The 20,704-nt window shown below is 71.9% G+C and carries 19 protein-coding genes and 1 pseudogene; 11 read left to right on the top strand and 9 right to left on the bottom strand.

Annotation, left to right across the window (positions count from 1 at the left end):
- Positions 1-182: 182 nt before the first annotated feature.
- From FM051_RS36845 to FM051_RS50880, 4 genes and pseudogenes are all read left to right on the top strand, one after another.
- Positions 183-872 carry an energy-coupling factor ABC transporter permease gene (locus FM051_RS36845; RefSeq protein ID WP_158851538.1) on the top strand — a complete coding sequence of 230 codons (690 nt, stop codon included), beginning with the start codon at positions 183-185 and terminating at the stop codon, positions 870-872.
- Positions 869-1,177 carry a PDGLE domain-containing protein gene (locus tag FM051_RS36840; protein ID WP_158851536.1) on the top strand — a complete coding sequence of 103 codons (309 nt, stop codon included), beginning with the start codon at positions 869-871 and terminating at the stop codon, positions 1,175-1,177. Before FM051_RS36845 ends, FM051_RS36840 begins: the two co-directional genes overlap by 4 nt.
- Positions 1,174-1,767: pseudogene (locus FM051_RS50885) on the top strand (energy-coupling factor transporter transmembrane component T family protein); the annotation flags it as partial. The gene FM051_RS36840 and the pseudogene FM051_RS50885, both read left to right, overlap by 4 nt.
- 63 nt (positions 1,768-1,830) lie before the next feature.
- Positions 1,831-2,622, top strand: coding sequence for an energy-coupling factor ABC transporter ATP-binding protein (locus FM051_RS50880; protein WP_202919211.1), 792 nt, complete (start codon positions 1,831-1,833; stop codon positions 2,620-2,622).
- Positions 2,623-2,649: 27 nt separating this feature from the next.
- Here FM051_RS50880 and FM051_RS36830 read toward each other — a convergent pair whose 3' ends face one another.
- The 4 genes from FM051_RS36830 to FM051_RS36815 all read right to left on the bottom strand — a co-directional run bounded on the left by FM051_RS36830 (position 2,650) and on the right by FM051_RS36815 (position 6,394).
- A complete protein-coding gene (locus tag FM051_RS36830) occupies positions 2,650-3,777 on the bottom strand; it encodes a lytic polysaccharide monooxygenase (RefSeq protein ID WP_238412918.1) in 1,128 nt (375 codons plus the stop codon).
- Between the two features lie 137 nt (positions 3,778-3,914).
- Positions 3,915-5,225, bottom strand: a complete 1,311-nt coding sequence (locus tag FM051_RS36825; RefSeq protein WP_158851532.1) for an MFS transporter — start codon at positions 5,223-5,225, stop codon at positions 3,915-3,917.
- Positions 5,226-5,338: 113 nt separating this feature from the next.
- Positions 5,339-5,758, bottom strand: coding sequence for an SRPBCC family protein (locus tag FM051_RS36820; protein ID WP_158851530.1), 420 nt, complete (start codon positions 5,756-5,758; stop codon positions 5,339-5,341).
- A gap of 30 nt (positions 5,759-5,788) precedes the next feature.
- Positions 5,789-6,394 carry a uridine kinase family protein gene (locus tag FM051_RS36815; protein WP_238412917.1) on the bottom strand — a complete coding sequence of 202 codons (606 nt, stop codon included), beginning with the start codon at positions 6,392-6,394 and terminating at the stop codon, positions 5,789-5,791.
- A 73-nt stretch (positions 6,395-6,467) separates the two neighbouring features.
- Here FM051_RS36815 and FM051_RS36810 point away from each other — a divergent pair, with 73 nt between their 5' ends.
- Both FM051_RS36810 and FM051_RS36805 read left to right on the top strand, forming a co-directional pair.
- Positions 6,468-7,814 carry a replication-associated recombination protein A gene (locus FM051_RS36810; protein ID WP_158851526.1) on the top strand — a complete coding sequence of 449 codons (1,347 nt, stop codon included), beginning with the start codon at positions 6,468-6,470 and terminating at the stop codon, positions 7,812-7,814.
- A 44-nt stretch (positions 7,815-7,858) separates the two neighbouring features.
- The gene (locus tag FM051_RS36805; RefSeq protein ID WP_238412916.1) at positions 7,859-8,584 is read left to right on the top strand and encodes an SAM-dependent methyltransferase; all 726 of its coding nucleotides are present in this window, start codon (positions 7,859-7,861) and stop codon (positions 8,582-8,584) included.
- A gap of 52 nt (positions 8,585-8,636) precedes the next feature.
- On the opposite strand, the gene FM051_RS36800 is transcribed toward FM051_RS36805, so the two are convergent.
- From FM051_RS36800 to FM051_RS36780, 5 genes are read right to left on the bottom strand one after another with little or no spacing between them, the layout of a single operon-like run.
- A complete protein-coding gene (locus tag FM051_RS36800) occupies positions 8,637-10,409 on the bottom strand; it encodes an IucA/IucC family protein (protein ID WP_202919202.1) in 1,773 nt (590 codons plus the stop codon).
- On the bottom strand, positions 10,402-11,700 hold the full coding sequence (locus tag FM051_RS36795) for a lysine N(6)-hydroxylase/L-ornithine N(5)-oxygenase family protein (protein ID WP_158851524.1): 1,299 nt from the start codon (positions 11,698-11,700) through the stop codon (positions 10,402-10,404). The genes FM051_RS36800 and FM051_RS36795 overlap by 8 nt, the downstream gene beginning before the upstream one ends.
- Positions 11,697-12,284: a GNAT family N-acetyltransferase gene (locus FM051_RS36790; protein ID WP_238412915.1), complete on the bottom strand. Its 588-nt coding sequence runs from the start codon at positions 12,282-12,284 to the stop codon at positions 11,697-11,699. The genes FM051_RS36795 and FM051_RS36790 overlap by 4 nt, the downstream gene beginning before the upstream one ends.
- Complete coding sequence (locus FM051_RS36785; protein ID WP_238412914.1) at positions 12,272-13,927, bottom strand: IucA/IucC family protein; 1,656 nt, start codon at positions 13,925-13,927, stop codon at positions 12,272-12,274. The genes FM051_RS36790 and FM051_RS36785 overlap by 13 nt, the downstream gene beginning before the upstream one ends.
- The gene (locus FM051_RS36780) at positions 13,924-15,306 is read right to left on the bottom strand and encodes a pyridoxal phosphate-dependent decarboxylase family protein (RefSeq protein ID WP_238412913.1); all 1,383 of its coding nucleotides are present in this window, start codon (positions 15,304-15,306) and stop codon (positions 13,924-13,926) included. Before FM051_RS36780 ends, FM051_RS36785 begins: the two co-directional genes overlap by 4 nt.
- A 280-nt stretch (positions 15,307-15,586) precedes the next feature.
- On the opposite strand from FM051_RS36780, the gene FM051_RS36775 reads away from it, so the two are divergent.
- From FM051_RS36775 to mltG, 5 genes are read left to right on the top strand one after another with little or no spacing between them, the layout of a single operon-like run.
- Positions 15,587-15,982 carry a DUF948 domain-containing protein gene (locus FM051_RS36775; RefSeq protein ID WP_158851522.1) on the top strand — a complete coding sequence of 132 codons (396 nt, stop codon included), beginning with the start codon at positions 15,587-15,589 and terminating at the stop codon, positions 15,980-15,982.
- On the top strand, positions 15,979-16,248 hold the full coding sequence (locus FM051_RS36770; RefSeq protein ID WP_158851520.1) for a hypothetical protein: 270 nt from the start codon (positions 15,979-15,981) through the stop codon (positions 16,246-16,248). The genes FM051_RS36775 and FM051_RS36770 overlap by 4 nt, the downstream gene beginning before the upstream one ends.
- A 56-nt stretch (positions 16,249-16,304) precedes the next feature.
- Positions 16,305-18,977: an alanine--tRNA ligase gene (alaS, locus tag FM051_RS36765; protein ID WP_158851518.1), complete on the top strand. Its 2,673-nt coding sequence runs from the start codon at positions 16,305-16,307 to the stop codon at positions 18,975-18,977.
- Positions 18,946-19,476, top strand: coding sequence for a Holliday junction resolvase RuvX (gene ruvX, locus FM051_RS36760; protein WP_158851516.1), 531 nt, complete (start codon positions 18,946-18,948; stop codon positions 19,474-19,476). Before alaS ends, ruvX begins: the two co-directional genes overlap by 32 nt.
- The gene (mltG, locus tag FM051_RS36755; protein WP_158851514.1) at positions 19,473-20,702 is read left to right on the top strand and encodes an endolytic transglycosylase MltG; all 1,230 of its coding nucleotides are present in this window, start codon (positions 19,473-19,475) and stop codon (positions 20,700-20,702) included. The genes ruvX and mltG overlap by 4 nt, the downstream gene beginning before the upstream one ends.
- Positions 20,703-20,704: the final 2 nt, after the last annotated feature.

The following is a 20,704-nucleotide window of genomic DNA, read 5'->3' as shown; positions in this document are numbered from 1 at the left end:
AGGTGCGCCGTGGTGATCGGAACAGGTCGGCGCGGCCCCATTGGACGAGCGGACCGCGGTGGGCGACAGCGGTGTACGCCGGTCGGGTGTCACCCACCCACCCACCCACCTCACCTTGAGCCTGTGCGGGTTTGTTGCACAGTGCTGGCCATAGCGGTCTACTTGCAACTAGCGTGTGGTGTGTGTCCGAGCCGGTAGCAATGCACATGAGCGACGGTCTGCTGAACGCGCCGACGTCGCTGCTGTTCGTGGCGGTCGCGGTGGTCGGGGTGGGCGTGGCGCTGGCCAAGGCCCGCGGCGACCTCGACGACCGGACCGCGCCGATGGCGGGCCTGGTGGCGGCGTTCGTGTTCGCCACCCAGATGCTGAACTTCCCGGTGCTGCCCGGCGTCAGCGGCCACCTGCTCGGCGGCGCGCTCGCCGCGATCCTGGTCGGGCCGTGGGTCGGCGCGCTGTGCGTGACGATCGTGCTGGTCGTCCAGTCCCTCTTCTTCGCCGACGGCGGCGTCACCGCGCTCGGCGCGAACGTCACCAACATGGCCCTGATCGGCACCGCGATCGGCTACCTGACCGCCGTCGCGCTGCGGCGGCTCGCCACCCGCAACAAGGGCGGCCTGGCCGCGGTCGCGTTCGTGTCCGCGCTGGTCAACACGGTGCTGGCGTCGTTCGGCTTCGTGCTGGAGTACGCGATCGGCGGCCAGGGCGGTGTCGCGTTCGGCACGGTCGCCGCCGCCGTGCTCGGCGTGCACGTGCTGATCGGCATCGGCGAGGGCGTGATCACCGCGGTCACCGTGACCGCGGTCGCGACGGCCCGGCCGGACCTCGTGTACCTGCTGCGCGGCGTGCCGCAGAAGCTGGAGCTGAAGGCGTGAAGCGCTTCTTCCTGGGGTTCGCGGTGGTCAGCCTGGTGCTGGCGGGCGTCGTCTCCTACTTCGCCGACTCGGACCCGGACGGGCTCGACCACGTCACCGAGCAGCAGGGCATCGCCGAGCACGCGCAGGACCACCCGTTGGCCGGGTGGCCGCTGGCGGACTACGCGGTGGGCGGCGACGACCGGTTCACCGGCCTCGCGGGCGTGATCGGCGTGGTGCTCACGCTGGCCGTCGCGGGTGGGCTGTTCTGGTTGCTGCGCAAGCGTTCCGGCGTGCGGTCCGATACGAATTCCGACGTGAGGTGAGCGCCGGGGAGCACGGCTTCCTGCACCGGCCCGGTGACTCGCCGGTGCACCGCCTGGCGCCGCAGACGAAGATCGTCGCCACGGTGGTGGCGGTGCTGTGCGTGGTGGCCACGCCACGCGACCAGTTCTGGGCGTTCGGCGTCTACCTGCTGGCGTTGGGCGCGGTCTGGGCCGTGGCACGTATCCCGGTGCGCTGGTTCGCCGCACGTTCGGTGATCGAGCTGCCGTTCGTGCTGCTGGCCCTGGTGCTGCCGTTCACCGGCGCGGGCGACCGGATCGACGTGCTGGGCGTGTCCGTGTCCGAAGAGGGCGCGCTGGCCGGGTGGAACATCCTGGCCAAGGGCACGCTCGGCCTGCTGACCTCGCTCACGCTCGCCGCCACCACCGCGCCGCAGGACCTGCTGCTCGGCCTGCAACGGCTGCGCATGCCGTCGGTGCTGATCACCATCGCCACGCTGATGCTCCGCTACGCCGAGGTGATCGTGGGCGAGGCCAAGCGGATGCGGGTGGCCAGGATCTCGCGCGGTGACGACCCGAGGTTCCTGTGGCAGCTGGGCGCGACCGCACGCGGTATCGGCAGCCTGTTCATCCGCTCGTACGAACGCGGCGAAAGGGTGCACCTGGCCATGGTGTCGCGCGGCTGGACGGGCCGGATGCCCGACGGCGCCGGGGCGGGCGTCGCCGAAAGAAGTGCTGTTGCCGAGCCGCAGCGGTCCGCGCCCGCACTCGTGGTGGAGAAGCTGGCCTACGCGTACCCGGACGGCCACCAGGCCCTGTTCGGGGTGAACCTCCGGGTGGAACGCGGTGAGCGCGTCGCCGTCCTCGGCCCCAACGGCGCGGGCAAGACGACGTTCGTGCTGCACCTCAACGGCGTGCTGGGCGGCGGTTCCGGCCGGGTCGAGGTGGCCGGGCTGCCGGTGGAGAAGGAGCACGTCAAGGAGATCCGCCGCCGCGTCGGCGTGGTCTTCCAGGACGCCGACGACCAGCTGTTCCTGCCCACCGCGCGGCAGGACGTGGCGTTCGGCCCGGCGAACTTCGGGCTGCGCGGCGCGGAACTCGACGAACGGGTGGACGGCGCGTTGCGCGCGGTCGGCATGGCCGAGTTCGCCGACCGGTCGCCGCTGCACCTGTCCGGCGGGCAGCGCCGCCGCGTCGCGCTGGCCACCGTGCTGGCCTGCGACCCGGAGATCCTGGTGCTCGACGAGCCCTCGGCGAACCTGGAACCGGTGGCCCGCCGAGAGCTGGCCGAGGTGCTGCTGGGGTTGGACCGCACCATGCTGATGGTCACCCACGACCTGCCCTACGCCTTGCAGTTGTGCCCGCGCAGCGTGCTGATCGACGGCGGGGTCGTGGTGGCCGACGGACCGACCCGGGAGCTCCTGGCCGACACCGAGCTGCTCGCCCGGCACCGGCTGGAGCTCCCGTTCGGGTTCCGCCTGGAGTGAGGAGTCCCCGGATCAGCCCGGCAGGGGCTAGGGGCTGGTGCAGGTGACCGTGGGCAGCGAGTTGGTGCCGGTGTGGCTCGCCGTGAAGCCGAACGTCACCGACTGCTCGACACCCACCGTCTTGTTCCAGTCGGCGTTCTTGACGACCACCTGTGAGCCGGAGCCGGACTTGACGCCGTTCCACAGGCTGTTGATCGTCTGACCGTTGGCGTAGTTCCACGTCGCGGTCCAGCCGTTGTACGGGCTGGTGCTGTGGTTCATCAGCTCGACCTCGCCCTGGAAACCGCCCGACCACGCGCTGGTGATCTTGTAGATCGCCATGCAGTGCGAGTCGCCCGGCGGGTTCGACGTGGTGGTGGTCGGGGTCGTGGTGCTGGGGCTGGTGCTCGGCCTGGTGGTCGTGGTGGTCGTGGTGGTCGTGGTGGTCGTGGTCGGGCCGGTGCCGCCGCCGATGCCCGTCACCTCGCCGTTGCCGCCGTCGAACACGACGTCCGAGCAGTTGTAGAACGTCTCCTGGCTGTCCGAACGGGTCCACACCGAGTAGACGATGTGGCGACCGGACTTGCCGGAGGGCAGGTTCGCGTTCCAGTAGTACTTGCCCTCGACGCTGCCCACCGGCCCGCTGTTCGCCGGGTCCGTGACGCTGTGGAACGGCGTGCTCTCCAGGTCGTCCCAGGCCAGCGCGCGGGTCGGGCTCCAGCTGTCCTTGGTGATGTACAGGTGGAACGTGCCGGGGTGGGCGGCCCACTTGTTGTACGTCCAGGCGAAGTTCGCGCCCGAGGTCAGGTGGGTCAACGGGTAGTCGTTGCGGGCGAGGTCGAACCCGGAGTACGTCGGGTTGCCGCCGCTGCACAGCTTGCCGTCGGGGATGAAGCCGCGGGTGCGGCCGGCACCGTCGGAGCGCAGTACACCGAACCAGTTGTAGAGCGCGTTGGCGCCACCCGCCGCCACCGCGGCGGAGCACGCCGGGTTCTGCGGCTTGATCTCGCCGGTCGGGCTCAGGCCGTCCCGCCAACACAGGAAGGTCCGGCTGCCCGGCGTCATCATGGCGCCGTGCGCGGACGCCGTGGTGGGGCTGATCACGTTCACGAGCGTCGCGATCAGCAGGCCGGCCACACCGGCCGCGGCCAGCGCGATCCATCGTCGGGCCGTCACGTCGTTCACCTCCTCGTTGAGGTTCTGGGAACGCTCCCAGAGGGACGACTGTAACTTCGGTCATATCGTTCTGTGAATGGTCGGCTACGCACTGCGGCTGCGTGGCCGCAGGCGAGCGGCCCTATGGGGGTGCGGCGCTACGCCCGGACGCGGGCACGCCGCCTGGGACGATTCCCAGGTCGCACCGGTCCGTGCGCGTGCACTGGTCCGTGCGGGTGCCCGGAGGGCGTCGCCGGCTGGTGCGGACGGCGCAGCACGCGGTGCGCCAACGCGGTCCGGCGGTGCGGCGCAGCGGCCAGCACGGACGCGGCGAAGATCGTCATCAGCAGGGTGAGCGCACCCGCGAGCACCAACGTCTCCGGCGCGCCGATCCGCTCGCACAGCCAGCCCAGCAGCGGAGCGCCGACCGCGCCCGCCGCCGCGCCGACGGCCGAGTTGACCGCCAGCAACCGGCCGCGCATACCGTCCGCGGTGTCCAACTGGATGCGCGTGCTCATGGTCGTGTCGATGACCACCGCGCCCGCCGCGATCGGCAGCAGCACGACGGCGAACCCGAGCATCCCCGGCACCAGCCCGCTGGTCACCTGGAGCAGGCTGGTCGCGCAGGCGACCACGAGCAGCAGCCGCACGGTCAACGTCTTGCGCGCCGCCGCCGCGAGCCCGCCCAGCACCGTGCCGATCGCGAACACCGTCGACAGCAGCCCGTACACGGTCGCGTCCGGGCTCATCGCGGCCATCGTGACCTGGTAGTTGCGGCCCAGGCTGGACAGCGTGAAACCGAGCGCGAACAGCAGGAGCAGCCGTCCGCTGGCCGCCACGTACCGGAGACCGGCGACGACACCGGCCCGTTCGGGCGGGCTGCTCGCCAACGGGTGCAGTTCGGCGCGGCGGATGGAGAGCACCGAGCAGATGACGGCCAGGAAGCTCACCGCGTTGATCAGGAACAGCACGGGGGAGCCGAACGCGGCGGCGAGCACGGCGGCGCTGCTCATGCCCAGGATGCGGCCGGTCGAGCTGAGCACCGAGCCGAGCGCGACCGCGTTGCCCAGGTCCTCGCGGGACACCACCTGCCCGCCGAACCGGCCCAGCGCGGGCGCGTCGAACACCGACACCAGACCCGCCGCGAACGTCAGCGCGAACACCGCCGTGATCGGCGCGCCCTGCCACACCACCAGGGCCAGCAGTCCGGCCAGCAAGGCGTGCAGGGTCTGGCAGACCAGGATGATCCGGCGCACCGGCAGCCGGTCGGCGAGCGAACCCGCCCACGGGCCGAGCAGCACGGACGGGAGCGTTCCCAGCAGTACCGAAAAACCGACGGAGGTGGCGGAGCCGGTGCTTTCGAGCACAACCCAGTTCAGGCCGATCAACTGCATCCAGGAGCCGGTCACCGAAATCAGGTCGGCGAACGCCCACAGGCGGTAGTTGCGGCCGCGCAGAGCGCGGAACATCGAAGCTCCTTGAAAAGTGATCCGGGGCCTCGACGTGCAGACGTGCCCATGTGAACGACGTTCACCCTAGGCGGCGCTTTTCCGCGTTTAAACTTGATGATCAGTGAAAACTGTCACGTAACGCTTTGTGTGGCCAGCACTGCGAGTCGCTCCAGCGCTTGGGTGAGTTGTTCGTCGGTTATTTCGTGCGCTTCACCACCCACCGCCTCCGGGTGGTCGCCGGTGATGTCCAGGTGCAGCACGACGCGGCTGCGGCCCGGACCCGCGTCGTCCACCTGGAGCCACCCGGAGTAGCCGCCGCCCTCCAGGTCGCCCCACTCCAGCCGGCGCTGCTCGGGGTCCTCGGCCAGGTAGCCCTCGGCCTCGTCGACCTCGTCGCCCATCGACACCCGCCCGGTGACCCGCTCCGGACCGCTCGGCTCGACCTGCAGCCCGTCCGGCAGCCAGGCGTCCATCACGGTCACGTCCCGGGCGAGGTCGAACACGACCTGAGCGTCGACCGGGATCGTCTGCTCGTGCTCGAACTCAACCATGCCGCCAGCAGTACCCCCGGCACGCCGCGACTACACCGCCGCGGGCGCCGTGTCGCCGATCGTGGCGAGCTCGACGCGGTGCGGTCGCACCGGCCGCATACCCGCGTCCACGCAGCGGCGCACCACACCGGAGTGCTCGCGCAGCAGCCGCAGGCCCCGGCGGGCCAGGAACGGCACCGGCTTGCGCGCCTCGGCCACGTCCCGGGCGAACCGGCGGGCGAACGTCACCACGGCGTTCGGCGCGAGCACGATCGCGTCCGCCAGCACGCCCGCCTCGCGGCAGCCCGCGACCAGCCGGTCGGCGAACAGGCCCTCGGCGATGAACAGGCCCGGCGCGGTCACCGTGTGGCAGCCCACCCGCCGGTCCTCGCCGATCGCGTACACCGGCGCGTCGACCGTGCCCGTGGTGGCCAACTCGACCACGGCGGCGAGCGCGTCGGCGGTGTTCCAGGAGCTCTCGGCGTCCCAGTCCGGGCGGCCCGCCTCGTCGCGCGGCAGCAGCGGGTCGTCACCTTCGCGGTAGAAGTCGTCCAGCCGCAGCACGGGCAGACCGAGGTGGGCGGCGAGGGTGGACTTGCCCGAACCGGAGGGACCGGCGAGCAGCACGGCGCGCGCGTGAACGGCAGGTGACGGCACGGGTGTTGATTTTCGCACACCGCTCGACCGGCGCCGGCCAGCGGCTTCGTGCCGGGCCGCTACAGTCGAACACGTGAACGAAGGGCTGTTCGACCAGGGCTTGTTCGGCGTCGACGAGGAGGAGAAGGCCGCGCGCATCGCCGCCAACGCGCCGCTGGCCGTGCGGATGCGCCCGCGCACCCTGGACGAGGTCGTCGGCCAGGACCACCTGCTCGGTCCGGGTGCGCCGCTGCGCAGGCTGGTCGAGGGCTCGTCGCCCGCGTCGATCATGCTCTACGGCCCGCCCGGCACCGGCAAGACGACCCTCGCCACGCTCGTCTCGCACGCCACCGGCCGCCGGTTCGCCGCGCTGTCCGCGCTGTCGGCGGGCGTGAAGGAGGTGCGCGCGGTCATCGACGAGGCGCGCCGCCGCCTGGTCCGCGCCGGCGAGTCGACCGTGCTGTTCATCGACGAGGTGCACCGGTTCTCCAAGACCCAGCAGGACGCCCTGCTCGGCGCGGTCGAGGACCGGATCGTGCTGCTGGTCGCGGCGACCACGGAGAACCCGTTCTTCTCCGTCGTCTCGCCGCTGCTGTCCCGCTCGCTGGTGCTCCAGCTGCGGCCGTTGACCGACGACGCGGTGCGCGTGCTGGTCGGACGGGCGATCGAGGACGAACGCGGCCTGGGCGGCTCGATCACCGTCGAGCAGGAGGCCGAGGACCACCTGGTCCGGCTGGCCGGCGGTGACGCCCGGCGCGCGTTGACGGCGCTGGAGGCGGCGGCGGACGCGGTCGGCGCGGGCGGCGTGCTCGACCTGGCGACGGTGGAGGCGACGGTCGACAAGGCGGCCGTGCGCTACGACCGGCAGGGCGACCAGCACTACGACGTGACCAGCGCGTTCATCAAGTCGATCCGCGGTTCGGACGTGGACGCCGCGCTGCACTACCTGGCCCGGATGATCGAGGCGGGGGAGGACCCGAGGTTCATCGCGCGGCGGCTGGTGATCCACGCCAGCGAGGACGTCGGCATGGCCGATCCGACCGCGTTGCAGACGTGCGTGGCCGCCGCACAGGCCGTGCAGCTGATCGGGCTGCCCGAGTGCGCGCTGAACCTGGCCCAGGCCACCATCCACCTGGCCACCGCGCCCAAGTCGAACGCCGTGACGACCGCGATCAGCGAGGCCATGTCGGACGTGCGCAAGGGCGCGATCGGGTCCGTGCCCGCGCACCTGCGCGACGGCCACTACGCGGGCGCGGCGAAGCTCGGCAACGCCCGGGGCTACCGGTACCCGCACGACGTGCCGGAGGGCGTGCTGACCCAGCAGTACCCGCCGGACGACCTGGTCGGCCGCGACTACTACGAGCCGACCGGCCGCGGCGCCGAACGCGTGATCGCCGAACGCCTGCCGAAGCTGCGCCGGGTGGTCCGCGGCGAGGAGTAGAAATTCCGTTTCCGATCCAGGCCCCGTCTGACACGGTGGCGCCCGTGACAGACGTCCCACAGAACGGCCACACCTATCTCGACTTCAACTCGCCGCTCTCGGACAGCAAGGCGTACGACCTGATCACCACCTTGCAGCCGTTGGCCGGGGCAACGGTGGTCGACTACGGCTGCGGTTGGGCGGAACTGCTGCTCAGGGCGGTGGAGCACGAGCCGACCGCGCGGGGGCTGGGCGTCGACAGCGACGACCACGCCATCACCCGCGGCCGGCGGAACATCGAGGCCCGCGGCCTGGCGTCACACGTCCGGCTGGACCTGGCGGACGTCACCACCTGGGAAACCGAGCCGGCGGACGTGGCGATCTCGATCGGCGCGTCGCACGCGTGGGGCGGCACTAAGGACGCCCTGGAGGCCATGCGCGCCCGCCTCCGGCCCGGCGGCACGCTCCTGCTGGGCGACGCGTTCTGGGAGCAGCCGCCGAGCCCCCGGTCGGTCGAGGTCGTCGGTGAGGGGTTCGGCACCCTGGCCGAGCTGGTCGACCTGGCCATGAGCTGCGGTTACCGCCTGTTGTCCCTCACCACCGCTACCCTGGACGAGTGGGACAGCTTCGAGTCCCGCTGGTGCGCGGGCCGGGAACGGTGGCTGCTGGAGCACCCGGACCACCCGCGGGCAGGTGAAGTCCGCGCGATCGTCGACGACCACCGCGAGGGCTGGCTCAAGGGCTACCGCGGCCGATTGGGCTTCGCCTACCTGACCCTGGCCCGCCGCTAGGAACACCGGCTGCCTCGTCCGGCCGGGGATACCGGACGAGGCGGCCGACCCCTCACCAGCCGTCGAGCGGTGCGATGGGGTGGACGTCGTGCAGCGGGTTGGCGAGGGTGCCGGTTTTCGGGACCGGGGGACGGGCGGTCAGGTCCTGGTACCCCAGGGTGATGCGGTAGCTGTTGAGCGGGTAGCGGAGGAATTCCGGGGCGGTCAGGGAGCCTTCCTCCATGCGGGTGGCCAGGGTGGGGTGGTGGTCGCGGTAGGCGTCGACCTCGCCCCGCACCATGCCCCAGAAGCGGTCGTGGTCGAGGGGGAGCAGGGTGGACAGCGGGCGGAAGACGCCGACCAGGAGGGCGTCCACGATGTACTGGCGCAGGACCGGCCACGGTTTGCGCGGCAGCACGGGGTCGTGGGTGTCCGGTTCCAGGCCGCGCGCCGGGACGCGGTCCACGGACACGTTCACGTCGTCCACCAGGTCCAGCAGTGCGACGCGCACCGGCACGTTGTCCGGGTCGGTGATCACCACGACGTTCTCGCCGTGCGGGTTGAACGTGATCCCGTACGTGTAGAGCACGTGCAGCAGCGGCCGGAACAGGGCTCGGAGCAGGGCGGCGAACCACACCGCCGGGTCCGTGTCACCGATGTACTCCAAGACCAGGGGCCGGCCGGAGCGGTCGACGTGCAGCAGGGCCGCCAGGGACCAGGAGCGTTCACCGGGGCGCAGCGCCACCGGCGAGCGCCAGATGCACCCCATCGTCTCCAACCACTGGTACGGCACGTCGCCCGCCCGCGACAGCTGCGGGTGCCGGACGGTCACCGAAGCGACCTCGCCCAGCAGTTGCGTGCCCCACTCGCCGATCGTCTTGTCCGCCTGCCACAACCCCGAGAGCCACTGCGTGACGACCGGCGCGGCGAGCGTGCAGTGCGGCGGTATGCCCCGGTACACCGACGTGTTCAGGACCCGCAGCGGCAGCTTGACCTGGTACCGCGCCGGTGAGTCCACATTGGACATCGTGCGGATCGCCTGGGTCGGCAGGTACCAGTCCGGGGCCTCACCGAGTTCCAGGATCCGGCCGGTGGCGAGCTCCGGCGCCCACAGCGTGCGCACGACGTGGTCCAGCTGCCACGGGTGCACGGGCAGCCACACGTACGCCGCCGGATCGACCCCGGCCTCCTGCAACGCCTCGGTGAACCGCTCGACCGTCATCGGGTCCAGCTCCCGCGCCCGCACGCCCTCCTCCGACAGCTCGGACGTGCCGCGGAACTCCGCCAACCCCCGGTGCACGGCCAGCCACGGCAGCCGCACGGGCGTCCGCGACTCCGGGCTGTGCCGGGTCAGGTCGTCCGCCGAGAACCCCATCCGGCCCTTGTTCGCGATCAGCCACGGGTGCCCGGTCAGGTGACCGTCCAGCTCGGCCTGCGGCAACGACGCCAACTCCGCCGCGGGCCACGCGGTCGCGGCCAGGGCCACGTCGGCGGCCAGGGTCGCGGTCACCTCGGCCAGGAAACCGGCGGTGGTGGCGGGGTCGACCCGCAGGAACCGGAACGCGTCCACCACGAACCGCTGCACGTCGTCGCACGGCTCGACCACGTCGTCACCGAGGATGCCCGCCGCGGCCCGCCGCACCGACCCCGGCTCCACCGCCCACCCGTCGAACGCCGTGCGCGCCGCCGAGAACGTGTACACCGCGTCGTCGAACCGCAGCTCGTAGCCACGACCGGACGTGGGCGACAGCGGGGTCGGCAGCGGGGTCAGCAGCCCTTCGAAGCACAACTCGCCGATCGCCTTCGCCAGCAACGCCGCCGAGCACTCGCGCCACAGGTCAGTCAACGTCGTCTCCCGGTTGCCCGTCGTCCCTAGGGGCGCTGAAGCTGGTGTACGCGGTGTGCTTGGGCAGCGGGTAGACCTCGCGGCCGGTCACCGCGTTGACGATGGTCGCGTTGCGCACCGCCCCGATGCCGAGGTCGGGCGCGGCCACGCCGTGGCTGTGCAGGTCGGCGTTGGCCACGAACACCCGGCCGGTGACGGACGGGTCCAGCGAGATCGAGTGGTCCAGCGCGACGACGTACCGGCCCTGCGGATCCCGGTGCACCAGCGGTTCCAGCGGCGAGAGGAACGGCGTCGGCGCCTGCCCGTACCCGGTGGCCGCGACGACCAGGTCGGTGTGGTGCCGGAACGTCCGACCGGTGTCCCGGTGCGCGCACGTCAGCACCACCTCGTCCGCGACCACGTCGGCGGACACCACGGCCACGCCCGGCCGCAGCTCGACCGGCGCCGGCCCGTGCTCCCACTCCCGCCGGTACAGCAGGTCGTGCAGCTCCTCCAACGTCTCCGACGAGATCGCCCGGTAGTGCCGCCAGTGCTCGGCCCGCAACGCGTCCCGCTGCTCCTGCGGCAACGAGTGGAAGTGCCGCACGTACGACGGCGTGGTCATCTCCAGCACCAGCTTGGTGTAGTCGAGCGGCGCGAACACCGGCGTGCGGGTCAGCCACGTCACCGCGGGCCCGCCGGCCGTGTTGCGCCGCAACAGGTCGAGCACGATCTCCGCACCCGACTGACCGGAACCCACCACGGTCACCCGATCGGCGGACGGAGACCGGTGCAGGTAGTCGGAGCTGTGCACGAGCCGGTCGCCCAGCCCCGCCAACGCCGGCGGCACGGACGGCGTGGTCCCGACCCCCAGCACCAGGTTCCGCGCCTCCACCGAGAACCGCGCCCCCGACACCACGAACCGGTCGTCTACCCACCGCACCGACGTCACCGGGTGCGAGAACCGCACCGGCAGCCGGGACGCCGCCCACCGCAGGTAGTCCTCGTACTCGCGCCGGGTCGGGTGGAACTTCTCCCGCACGTAGAACGGGTACAGCCGGTCCGCGTCGCGCAGGTAGGCCAGGAACGACAGCGGGTGCGTCGGGTCGACCAGCGTCACCAGGTCGGCCAGGAAGCTGACCTGCAACACCGCGTCCGGGAACATCATCCCGCTGTGCCAGCGCAGCTCCGGCCGCGCCTCCAGCACCACCACGTCCAGGTCGTCCACGGTGGACGCCAGCGCGGCCAGGCCCAGGTTGAACGGACCGCACCCGATCGCCACCACATCCGCGACCGGCCCCCGGGCGCTCATCGCGTGCGCACCATCAGCAAAGCCACCTTGTCCGGCAGCAGCACCTCGCCGACCGGCTCGAACCCGCCCGCCGTGAACGAGGCGATCGCCCGCCGATTCCGCACGTCCGGCTCCAGCAGCACCCGCGTGCACCGCGGATCGGCGTCGAACAGGGCCGCGGTCAGCACCGGCAGCAGCCCGCGCACCAACCCGCGGTCGGTCATGCCCAGGTCACCGACGGCGACGTGCAGCCCGAGGTCGTGCGGCCGGGCCTGGTAGACCTCCGCCACGACGTCCCGCGCCGCCCGGTACACCTCCAGGTAGATCACCGGGTCGTGGCCCTGGTCGACCAGCACCGGAAGCGAGTGCACCCCGGACAGCTGCCGCCGCAGCTCCTCCTCCCACCGGTCGCGCGGCCACGCCTGGTGCCAGAACGCGGCCACGTGCGGCGCCTGCATCCAGCGGTGCACGAGGTCGAGGTCGCGGGTGTCGGGGTCGACCGCGCGGGCGTGCCAGCCGTCCGCGAGCACCGGCAGCGGCGGGCCGGGCACGGCGGACAGGTCGTCGGCCGGCCGGTAGGCGTCGAGGTGGCTCACCGGGCGCACCGGCCCTCCCGCAACGGGTTCGGCGCGTCGAAGTACACCGACTGCGCGTCCAGCGGCGCCAGCACCTCGTCGATGCCCTCCAGCCTGGTCAGCAGGTTCGCCTTGCACGGCAGCACGTCCGCCTCCAGCCAGCGCCGGGCCAACCGGTCGCCGTCCGGACCGGCCTCGGCCAGCGCGGGCAACGCCGCCTCCAGCCGTGACGCCATCACGCCCAGCAGGTCCCGTTCGTCGGCCAGCCCTTCCACGCCGATGCAGCCGATCACCGCCAACGCCTGGTTGCGCAGCAGGTAGTAGGTGAGCCGGTCGTCCACGATCGCGTCGTCCACCACGGCCAGCGTCGACGCCTCGACGCCCAGCCGCTCCAGCACCCTCGGCAGGTGCGAGGACGCCAGGTAGTAGCCCTGGTTGTCCCGGTACCGCCCGCCGACCACCCGGCCCGCCGGGTCCAGCCGCACCAGCGTGTTCTGCTGGTGCGCCTCCAGCCCGATGCCGGTCTCCGCGTACAGCCGCAGCATCGGCACCAGCACGCGGTCGGTGTAGTCCGCGACCCACTCGGCGGCGTTGAGCCGCAGCACCAGCTCACCGAGCAGGGTGCGCCCGATGCCGGGACGCGGCGCGACCAGCCCGGCCAGGCACCGCGAGTCACCGATGTCCGCGGGCACCTCGCGCACGGCCACGTCCAGCCCGGTGACGTCGCCGCCCTCGTCCACCGCGATCCACGACGGGTCGCGCACGATGCTGAACTCCGGGTGCGCCTTCTCCGTGCCCGCCGCGTAGCCGGACTCCAGCAGCAGGTGGATCTCCGAACCCCGGCGCAGCTCGGTCGACGTGGACTCGCGCCGCGAGTTGGTGATCCGCAGGCCGAGCGACAGCTTCAGCATCACCGGCGCGTCCGTCCGGTACACCGTGCGCAGGCTCGACGTCGGCGACCACGCCGGTCCGAACTCGCCCAGCGGCTCCAGCAGCCCGCGCGAGATCAACGACGCGATCCGCGGCCGGTGCAGCAGGTCGTGCGCCTGCCACGGGTGCGCGGGCACCAGCACCCGACCCGGCTCCGGGCTGCGCCCGGCCAGCGTGGACATCAGCGTCACCGCGTCCGGACCGGCCACCGAGCCGTGCGACACGACCTCCTCGGCCGCCGAGAACCAGAACAGCGGGAACGACCCGCGCAGCTCCGGCGCGTACCGGGCGTCGTCCGCGTCCGACAGGCCGTCCCGGCTCTTGGGCGCGGGGTGGTGCAGGTGGCCGAGCAGCAACCGCTGCTCGCTGTCCAGGAACCGGTCCGCCGGACCCACCGGCTCACGACGGCGGTAGGCCACGAACCCGGTCACCCGCCGCACCGACTCGGCCGTGCGCTCCACCAGGTCTGCTGTGTCACCGCCCAACTCCGCGCCCACCAGCGCCACCGCCAGCACCGGGTCGGCCGGCCTGCCCGCCAGCGTCACCGGCCCGAACCGGTGCCGCCCGGTCGGCGACGCGTACCGCACCTCCGCCTCCAGCGGCAGCCCGAGCACGTCGATCCGCACCCGGCCACCCGAAGGCACCGGCACGTTCCGCTCCCGCACCCAGCAGCGCAACAACGCCTCCAGGTGCGCGTGCTCCGCGGTCGACCGCGGGTCGCCCTCCAACGGATCTGGTTTCACGCCGCTCCCTCCACCAATCGTTCGGCGGTCGATCCAGCCTCGCGGACCAGCGCCAGCAGCGCGACCAGGTCCGCCTCCCGGGCGTTCGGGTTGAGCAGGGTCAGCTTCAGGCACGTCACCTTGTCCACCTCGGTGCGGCCGATCAGCGCCTCGCCCGCGCGCAGCAACGCCCGGCGCAGCCGCGCGTTCACCTCGTCGGCCAGCGACTCGTCGGCGGGCCGGTACCGGAACACCACCGTGGTCAACGTCACCCCGCCGACCAGCTCGAACGCCGGGTCCGCGGCGATCAGCGCGGCGGCGTGCCCAGCCAGCTCGTGGCACCGGTCCACCAGTGCGCCCAGACCCTCGCGGCCCAGCGCGAGCAGCGTCGCGGCCACCTTCACCGCGTCCGGCCGGCGCGTGGTCTGCAACGACCGGCCCAGCGTGCCGTCGTAGCCCTCGACCCGGTCGTCCTCCGGGTTCAGGTACGCCACCGACCGCTCCAGCGGCGCGAACAACGACGCCGAGCGCACCAGCAGCACGCTCGCCGCCGCCGGCTGCCAGCCGATCTTGTGCAGGTCCGCGGTCACCGAGTCGGCCAGCGCCAGCCCGTCCACCAGGCCGGCGAGCTTCGCCGAGAACACCGCGCCGAAACCGTAGGCGGCGTCCACGTGCAGCCACGCGCCGTGCTCGCGGGCGAGCGCGGCCAGCTCGGGCAACGGGTCCACCGAGCCGAAGTCCGTGGTCCCCGCGGTCGCCACCACGGCCACCGGCGTGCCGCCCGCGCGCAGCATCGACGCCAGCGTGTCCGGCCGCATCCGGCGGTGCGAGTCCACCGACACCGGCCGCACCGCGTGCTCGCCGATGCCCAGCGCCGCGCACGCCCGCGCCACCGAGAAGTGGGCCAGCTCCGAGCAGAACACCACCGGGTCGGGCAGCGCCGCCACGCCCTCGGACCGCACGTCCAGGCCCAGCCGGGCCGCCGCCGCGTCCCGGGCCAGCAGCAGCGCGGTCAGGTTGGACAGCGTGCCGCCGGGCGTGAACACGCCGTCGGCGTCCGCGTCGAACCCGGCCAGCCGGGCGAGCGCCGCGACCACCCACCGTTCCACCGCGATGGCGGCCGGACCGGAGTCGTAGGTGTCCAGCGAGGCGTTGCCCGCGCTGGCCAGCGCGTCCGCCGCGACGGCCACGGCCAGCGGCGGCGGTTGCAGGTGGGCGGCGGCGAACGGGCTCGCCAGGTCGACGCCCCAGTCGGCGAGCACGGTCGTGACGCGGGCCAGCGCGGCGTCGGCGCCGATGCCCCGCTCCGGCAGGTCGCCGAGCACCCGGTGCGCCTCGGCCAGCACGTCCGTAGGCCTGCCCGGCGGGATCGGTCGTCCGGAGGAACTGACGGCGAACACGGCACCTCCGACGATCGACCAAGGTTAGGCTTACCTCATCTATTCGGTGTCGTGTGTGTCAAGCCCAGGATGATCACCGCGGGGTGTGACGATCACCGCGAGACCAACGCTAGCCGCCGAAACCGCGATCTCATTGAGGCCAAATGGGGGGTCTTGGGCGAGACGTCCCACCCCTTGGCACGAGTGCGCGCGCGTCCACGCCTGATCTCGTTCGGAGCCGCCAAGAGGCTCGCGGTAACCTTGGCCACCATTCGAGCCCGCAAATCCACCAGGAGGATCCGTGTCGCCAGGGCAGATCGCCGCGCTGGTCGCCGCCGGCGCGTTCGTGCTGCTTGTGCTCCTGCTGGCGATCCCGTTGATCAAGCTGGGCCGAACGCTCGACGAGGCCACGATCGCCATCCGCAAGGCGCACCAGAACAGCGACCCGATCTTCACCGGCGCGAACACGACGATCACGCACGTGAACGCGCAGCTGGAGCGGGTGGACGGGATCACCGCCAACGCCCGCGCGGTCACCGGCAACGTCTCCGCGCTCACCTCGCTGTTCACCGCCACCCTGGGCGGGCCGCTGGTCAAGGCCGCCGCGCTGTCCTACGGCGTGAGCAAGGCCATCCGCGCCCGGCGCGCGGCGAAGGAAGCTCCCAGCAAGCACACTCGACGCAGGGGCAGGCGATGAGGCGGCTGTTCTGGTTCGGACTCGGCATCGCCGCGGGCGTGTTCGCCACCCGCAAGGCGGGCCAGGCCGCGCACGCCGCCACGCCCGCGGGCATCGGCGAGAACGTCGGCCAGGGCCTGCGCGAGCTGGCCGGCGCCATCGGCTCCTTCGGCGCCGAGGTGCGCGCCGGAATGTCGGAGCGCGAACAGGAGTTGCAAGAGACCGTGGAACGTCAGACGGGCTTCACGCCGGGTCGGCGAGCGCGCAGGGCGAACGACGCCAGGTAGGTCGTTCGTTCGCCTCACCGCGCCCTGATCTTCCACACCCCAGAAGGACAAGACCCGTGCAGACCCACGAGATCATCAAGCGATTCCGCGAGCACTTCGAGAACGCCGGCCACAAGTACGTGCCCAGCGCCTCGCTCATCCTGGACGACCCGAACCTGCTGTTCGTCAACGCCGGCATGGTGCCGTTCAAGCCGTACTTCCTCGGCGAGGCCCCGCCGCCGTACAAGCGCGCCACGAGCATCCAGAAGGTCGTGCGCACCGGCGACATCGACGAGGTCGGCAAGACCGCCCGGCACAACACGTTCTTCCAGATGGCCGGCAACTTCTCGTTCGGCGACTACTTCAAGGAAGACGCCATCCGCTTCGCCTGGGAGCTGATCACCAGGTCCCAGGACGAGGGCGGCTACGGCTTCGACCCCGAGCGCCTGTGGGTGACCGTCTACCTGGACGACGACGAGGCCATCGAGCTGTGGCAGAAGGTCGCCGGCCTCCCGCTGGAGCGCATCCAGCGGCGCGGCATGGCCGACAACTTCTGGTCGATGGGCGTGCCCGGCCCGTGCGGCCCGTGCTCGGAGATCTACTACGACCGGGGCCCGCAGTACGGCGCCGAGGGCGGCCCCGTCGCCGACGAGAACCGGTACCTGGAGATCTGGAACCTCGTCTTCATGCAGAACGTCCGCGGCGAGGGCGGCGGCAAGGAGGAGTTCCCGATCGTCGGGGACCTGCCCGCCAAGAACATCGACACCGGCATGGGCGTCGAGCGGGTGGCCGTGCTGCTCCAGGACGTGGACAACGTCTACGAGACCGACCTGGTCCGCCCGGTGATCCAGAAGGCCGAGGAGCTGTCGGGCCGCAAGTACGGCGCCGACGAGACCGACGACGTCCGCTTCCGCGTGATCGCCGACCACGCCCGCAGCGGCGTGCTGATCGTCGGCGACGGCGTCACGCCGGGCAACGAGGCCCGCGGCTACGTGCTGCGCCGCCTGCTGCGCCGCATCGTCCGCTCGGCCCGCCTGCTCGGCGTGACCGAGCCGGTGCTGGTGCAGTTCGCCGAGGTCGTCCGGGACGCCATGGGCCCGGCCTACCCGGACCTGGTCAAGGGCTTCGACCGGATCGCCCAGGTGCTCAAGGCCGAGGAGGACACGTTCCTGCGCACCCTGGACGCCGGGTCGCGGATCTTCGAGAGCGCCGCCTCCCAGGTCAAGGCCGACGGCCGGGCCACCCTGCCCGGTGACAAGGCCTTCCAGCTGCACGACACGTACGGCTTCCCGCTCGACCTCACCCTGGAGATGGCCGCCGAGGCCGGCCTGACCGTGGACGAGGACGGCTTCCGCAAGCTGATGGCCGAGCAGCGCGCCCGCGCCAAGGCCGACGCCGCCGGCAAGAAGACCGGCCACGGCGACCAGACCGTGTACCGGGAGCTGCTGGAACTCGGCGCCACCGAGTTCACCGGCTACCAGGAGCTGGCCAGCGAGGCCACCCTGCGCGGCATCATCAACGGCGGCAAGCGGGTCAGGTCGGCTCGCGAGGGCGACATCGTCGAGGTCGTGCTCGACCGCACGCCGCTGTACGCCGAGTCCGGCGGCCAGGAGAGCGACGCCGGCGTGATCGTCTCCGGCAGCGCCGAGCTGGAGGTCGTGGACGTCCAGAAGGTGGCCCGCAAGCTGTGGGTGCACCAGGTGCGCGTGGTCAGCGGCGAGATCGCCGAGGGCGAGCACGTCGAGGCCAGGGTCGACCCGGAGTGGCGCGTCGGCGCCCGCCAGGGCCACTCGGGCACGCACGTCGTGCACGCCGCCCTGCGCCAGGTGCTCGGCCCGTCCGCCCTGCAGAGCGGTTCGTACAACAAGCCGGGCTACCTGCGGCTGGACTTCGCCTGGACCGGCGGCCTGTCCGAGGAGGCCCGCAGCGAGATCGAAGAGGTCTCCAACCTGGCCGTGCGCAAGGACCTGCCGGTGCGCGTGGTCTACACCGACATGGGCGGTGCCCAGGAGATGGGCGCCGTCGCCCTGTTCGGCGAGACCTACGACGAGACCGTGCGCGTGGTCGAGATCGGCGGACCGTGGTCGCGCGAGCTGTGCGGTGGCACGCACGTCGAGCACTCGTCCCAGATCGGCCCGATCACGGTGATCGGCGAGTCGTCCGTCGGCTCCGGCGTGCGCCGGCTGGAGGCCTACGTCGGCATCGAGGCCTTCAAGTACCTGGCCCAGGAACGGGCCCTGGTGCAGAACGTCGCCGCCATGCTGAAGGTGCCCGACGCCGAGGTGCCCGCCCGGGTCGAGGCCCTGGTGGAGCGGCTGCGGGTGGCCGAGAAGGAGCTGGAGAAGGTCAAGGCCGCCCAGCTGGTCGCCAACGCCGGCTCGCTCGCCGACCAGGCCTTGGACGTGCGCGGTGTGTCCCTGGTGGCCCTGGTGCTGCCGGAGGGCACGTCGGGCGCCGACGTGCGGACCATCGCCGGCGAGGTGCGCAACCGGCTCGGCGCCAAGCCGGGCGTGGTCGGCCTGTTCGCCCCGGACGGCGACAAGGTCAGCTTCGTGGTGGCCACCACCGCCGCCGCCCGCGACCTCGGCCTGGCCGCCGGCAAGCTGGTGCCCGCCTTCGCCCCCGCCGTGGGCGGTCGTGGCGGCGGCAAGCCGGACCTCGCCCAGGGTGGCGGCACGAACCCGAGCGGTGTCGGTGACGCCGTCACCGCCCTGCGCAATGAGGTGGACCGCGCCGTTGAGCAGCGCTGATCGCCCCGGCGTCGACGATCCCGGCCTCGGTCGGAGACTGGGCGTCGACGTCGGCGCGGTGCGGGTGGGGGTCGCCTTGAGCGATCCGGGAGCGTTCCTGGCGACCCCTCTGGTCACCCTGGCGCGTGACGTGAAGACCGGTCGGGACCTGGCTGACCTGGCCGGTCTCGTCACCGAGCACGACGTGGTGGAGGTCGTGGTCGGCCTGCCCAGGACACTGGCCGGGAAACACGGGCCGGCGGCGGAGTCTGCGGCGGCGTACGCTGCGTCGTTGGCCGAGCGCGTCGCCCCGGTGCCGGTTCGGCTCACCGACGAGCGGTTGACCACCGTCACGGCGAGCCGGGTGCTCGCCGAGCGGGGTGTGCGAGGCAAGAAGCAACGTGCTGTCGTTGACCAGGCTGCCGCGGTCGAGATCCTGCAGTCCTGGCTGGACGCACGGGCGCGACACGTGGCCCGATCCGCCGAGGAACGGGCCCCCGGAGCTAAGGACGGCTCGTGAACGACGACCTCGGGTTGTTCGCCGATCCCGACGCGCGCCACGACGAACGGGCCCGCGGCAAGCGCGACGCCGCGGTCGCCGCCCGTCGGGCCAAGCGCAGACGCAAGCGGACGATCCTGTGGGTCGTCGTGGCGCTGGTGCTGGCAGGCGGTGGCGTCGGCGCGTACTACGGGTACAAGACGTTGAGCGGCATCGGCTCGTACCCCGACTTCGCGGGCTCCGGTGAGACCGACGTGGTGGTCGAGGTCAAGGACGGCGACCTGGTCTCCGCAATCGCCAACACCCTGTACGACCAGGGCGTGGTGGCCAGCGCGAGGGCGTTCACCACGGCGGGCGCGGAGGACGCGCGGGTCAACGCCATCCAGCCCGGCTTCTACCTGATGAAGACCAAGATGTCCGGCAAGGCCGCGGTGACGCGGATGATCGACCCGGCGTCGAAGGTCGTGCCGCTGGAGGTCAAGGGCGGCAACGTGCTGCACGACATCACCGGGCTGGACGGCAAGGTCACCAAGGGCATCCTGTCGATGCTGTCCGACGCCTCGTGCGTCGAGCTGGACGGCAACAAGAAGTGCGTGACGCCGCAGGAGCTGCGCGAGGCGGCGGACAACGCCGACCCGGCCGCGCTCGGCGTCCCGGACTGGGCGCTGGCGGACGTCAACGCCGCGCCGAAGGAGAACCGGCTCGAAGGCCTCATCGTGCCGGGCCTGTACCACCTCAAGCCGGGCGCGAACGCCGCCGAGCTGCTGAAGAGCGTGATCGCCACGTCCTTGAACAGGCTGCAGGGCTACAGCATCCCGAACGGTTCGGGCAAGACCGGTTTCCGGCCGTACGAGGTGCTGGTCATCGCCTCCCTGATCGAGAAGGAAGGCCTGACCAAGGACTTCGGCAAGATCTCCCAGGTCATCTACAACCGGCTGGCGAAGGGGCAGATCCTGGAGCTGGACTCCACGGTCAACTACAAGCTGGACCGGCCGCACATCACCACCAGCGACGCGGACCGGGCGAAGTCAGGGCCGTACAACACCTACAGCGCGGGCGTGAAGGGTCTGCCGCCGACGCCGATCGGCTCGCCCGGCCGTGAAGCGATCACCGCCGCGATCAACCCGGAACCCGGGGCGTGGCTGTACTTCGTGAAGTGCCAGAAGGACGGCACGACGTGCTTCAACAACACGTTCCCGGAGCACCGTGCCGCGGTGGACAAGGCTCGGGCGGAAGGCGTCTTCTGACC

It is taken from the genome of Saccharothrix deserti, from assembly GCF_009769385.1.
Taxonomy (GTDB): domain Bacteria; phylum Actinomycetota; class Actinomycetes; order Mycobacteriales; family Pseudonocardiaceae; genus Actinosynnema; species Actinosynnema deserti.
Note: the sequence above shows the minus strand (reverse complement) of the source record. Positions and strands in the feature narration are given on the sequence as shown.